This is a genomic window from Xenorhabdus sp. Sc-CR9, from assembly GCF_963897815.1.
In the GTDB taxonomy this organism is placed as follows: Bacteria; Pseudomonadota; Gammaproteobacteria; order Enterobacterales; family Enterobacteriaceae; genus Xenorhabdus.
Genome location: NZ_CAWQTY010000031.1, coordinates 1 through 3,289, shown reverse-complemented (window position 1 = coordinate 3,289; position 3,289 = coordinate 1). Strand labels below are relative to the sequence as shown.

3 protein-coding genes and 2 pseudogenes are annotated in these 3,289 nt (G+C 45.8%); 1 reads left to right on the top strand and 4 read right to left on the bottom strand.

Annotated features, from left to right (window positions below; genetic code table 11):
- Positions 1-121, top strand: a pseudogene (locus tag AACQ81_RS01600) (IS5/IS1182 family transposase); the annotation flags it as partial.
- 5 nt (positions 122-126) lie between these two features.
- Here AACQ81_RS01600 and AACQ81_RS01595 read toward each other — a convergent pair.
- The 4 genes and pseudogenes from AACQ81_RS01595 to AACQ81_RS19645 all read right to left on the bottom strand — a co-directional run.
- Positions 127-948, bottom strand: a complete 822-nt coding sequence (locus AACQ81_RS01595) for a putative PEP-binding protein (RefSeq protein ID WP_237388411.1) — start codon at positions 946-948, stop codon at positions 127-129.
- A 354-nt stretch (positions 949-1,302) separates the two neighbouring features.
- Positions 1,303-2,391 (bottom strand): hypothetical protein, encoded by a 1,089-nt coding sequence (locus AACQ81_RS01590; RefSeq protein ID WP_237388410.1) that lies wholly within the window; start codon positions 2,389-2,391, stop codon positions 1,303-1,305.
- Positions 2,392-2,504: 113 nt separating this feature from the next.
- On the bottom strand, positions 2,505-3,170 hold the full coding sequence (locus AACQ81_RS01585; RefSeq protein WP_272903138.1) for an L-threonylcarbamoyladenylate synthase: 666 nt from the start codon (positions 3,168-3,170) through the stop codon (positions 2,505-2,507).
- Positions 3,167-3,289, bottom strand: a pseudogene (locus AACQ81_RS19645) (IS982 family transposase); the annotation flags it as partial. The pseudogene AACQ81_RS19645 and the gene AACQ81_RS01585, both read right to left, overlap by 4 nt.

The following is a 3,289-nucleotide window of genomic DNA, read 5'->3' as shown; positions in this document are numbered from 1 at the left end:
AAACGCTTTTCTCCATTTGAAGCGCTGGCGTGGTATAGCGACCCGTTACGCCAAAAACAGTGCATCGTTTCTTGCCGCAGTCCAAATCCGCTGCCTTGCTCTTTGGTTGAGTATTTCATGACGACGCTATCTAGAGAGGTAAAATATCGAGCTGAGTTCATTGACTTGGGCGGAGCAAATGAGCTCTCCAACTCCAGCTTGCAACAACTCCGTCATAATCACTTCATTACGGCGAACTTCACCACACACAAATGTATGAACACCATGCTCTTGAGCACTCGTAACGATTCTACGTAGCAGGCGAATATTCGCGTTACTGGTTGGCAACACAGAAAGAGCTTGATTATTGCGACAAACTCCATTAAATAGAGAGAAAAGATCTGACGTGCCAATAGCCATGAAATCGACCTTTGATGTCGTGAACAAGTCATCAAGCTCTTCCGCCAGTGCTGGAACCTCTAATGTAAATCCAAGCTCAACATGAGAGCGTTGTATTCCTGCCTCTTTCACCATATTGACGAATGAACAGTATTCACTGATAGTGGAAATGAACGGTGCACTGATTTTAACAAGTGTGTCGAATTCTTCCTGAAAGCGACGAATTGCTGCTAATTCTGGTGTCCACTGTTTCATGCACCGTGGCCCACGCACGCCCATGTCCGGGTTTATTTCTGCTGGCACATTTATCCCAACCTCGGCGAGTTCAGTCGTAGTAAGATCGGATAGAACACAACGAATGCTTGACCAGTTCTGCTTGCCCAGCTCAGCTAGTTGCTCATACAGAAAGTTCTCAATCCGGTTAGGATCATGATAAGCAGACGGCTCTTGGCTAAATAGTTGGAAAAGACAGAACTTAAATCTGAAGTATCCCAGTGAATTAATTCCAAATCTACGATAGATTGCGAGGTTTCTCTGGTTCAATACCGAACAGATTGCGCTGACTGGCACTTCCTCCCTAAGAGCCGTCAGGCCATCTTTATTGACGATGCACCTATTTATCTTGTCGAGTTCTCCTTCGTTACAGACAACCAGTCCAATTCCAGATTCATGGAGCATTTTTCGGGCGTGATCCGAAAATTCGCTCTTGGTTACAACAACAGACCTTATTGATGGGTTTGCTATAATCTTACTTGCAACCGCACAATCAAGATTTGGTGTGTAAAGAATATGTTCCAAACCATCTAAAAGTTCACCGGGAGAGTGCGTAATAGTACCCACTGTTTCAGGCTCTGGGGTAATGATGACCTTGCCTGTGGCTCTCCGCGCAGTTGGCTTATTCATAGGTCCTGAAGTAATCATTTTTTATTCTCTAATAATTGTTAGGTTATGTGGCTCAACAAATGTGACGGCATCACCGTGTAGGATACGATCGGTAGCAGAAAGGATTGCAGCACAATAGCCCAGTGTATTGTGGACAAAGGTTTGCAGGATCACTTCGACGATGTCTCCGATGCGTTTAACTAAAATATGTTGCTCCGTTATGAGAAGTACAACACTGCAAGGCTGGCAGGAATAAGCCTTTGATCCTATAGGAGTATTAGTTACATGAATAAGGAATGGTTCAGCAGATTCTAGTGTACTCGCAACATCGATAAGATCGTTTGTGCGAATATCAAGCCCGCGCAGGAAAAACCGTTGTATCTGGTATCCGGGGGGCTGGGTAAGCACTCGGAGTGAAACGGTATTAGAGCTTGTGGCGGGACGGAAACGTAACATGGATTCAGCCACCTGAGAGACTCCTGGTCGTAAGTTGTCCCTGGGATCCTCTGTACGTGAGCCCACACGCTTGGTGCCAAAATTGGAAGATGCGGTATCGGGGTGGACAATGTCTACCTCCGTATGAACCAAAATATCTTGAAGCGCTACGCCTCGGCTTGAGCAATAATCTGCCAGAATGCGCAAACCTGTAGTCCATCCTACACATTGGCAACTGCCCATTGCATAACTTCCTGATAGTTCAGTGGCTACTGCTGTACGACTAGCAAGAAAGTGTTGTGAATTAGCGGTCAAAAGTGCGGGATAAAGAGCAGGAAGAGCAGAATTCTCTGCCGCACCAATGACTACCCGAGCAATGGATTCAAGTTTATCAAGATGGCATCTTGATCTAATGTGCCGACGACTTGTTGCCAACACAGCTAAATCGAAGTAACCGAGATCATTCAGATCACCATCAAGATCACGGAAGTGAATACGGAATGAACGCCCATTTATAGCCAGTGAGCAATTACTACTATCCGTGATAATTTTGCCGAACAGAAGTGGATTAGCCAGGAGAAGACGTGCTTTGAGCTCTTTGAGCGGTCCGCGTTCTATTGCACCAATGCCTTCGCTATCAATTGGATGGGTTAATACATCCGTAATTGGGTATCCAACATCTGTAGTCGCCGACAAATACAAGAGATTAGATCCAATATCTGCTCCCATACCGACAAGTAAGACTCTGCCTGTTTTCGTTCTAACATTCTGATCAAATCCAGCGGATGGCCTATCGAAATGAATGTAAGTCATAATCTGATATTTCCCATTCGTTTTGTTATCACGTCCTTATAGGCACTTAGGTCAGTTACAAGCGTAGGAAAGAGGCTTTTTAGTCGCTCAGTTGAGAATCTGCCCGGTCGAACCAGATGCGGTGGGTTGAAGGAAAAATCCACTACCGTGTTACTCTGAAACGGTCCCGCAGTTTCATCCCAACCGATAGGGCCTCCATCAATGACCAGATCTGCGTGTTGACCGAGATCATTGATCGCTTGTTCGCGAGTAACTTGGTGACCTCCGGTACCCGATATATTAGAGGACGTAAGAGCTATAGGGCCGAAGTCACGCCCAATTTCATACATGGGGCTCATCCCATGGCAAAAAAGGCCAACTGTGGGTGCTCCCATAGTCATTTGCTCGGGAAATAAAGTTGCCGCTGGTGCCTTGAAGAAAACTGTAGTGGTCTTCCCTAAGAGTAACTCGGCGATCAGTTCATCTGAGAACTCTGGTGGGATGTCCGCATAGGTTCTCGCATCATCCGGATGCCCAATACCCAATGTGAGTGGCCCGAACTTAGTTCGCTCTTTCATTTTGAAGATTCGAGCTATTCCGCTTGCACTTGTTGCCGAACAAAAAACACCGTAATTCGTTACGCTTGGAGCTACAATAACGCCATCATTCTTAAGTAACCTCAGCTTCGTTTAAGAATAGCGATATCATTATTCCGTAAATTCAAACTCGGTTTTTTAGGTTGGAATGTATACGCAATGAGGCCTGCGGCGATTTCCAGTAGAAAACCGAGTTGACTGCGATG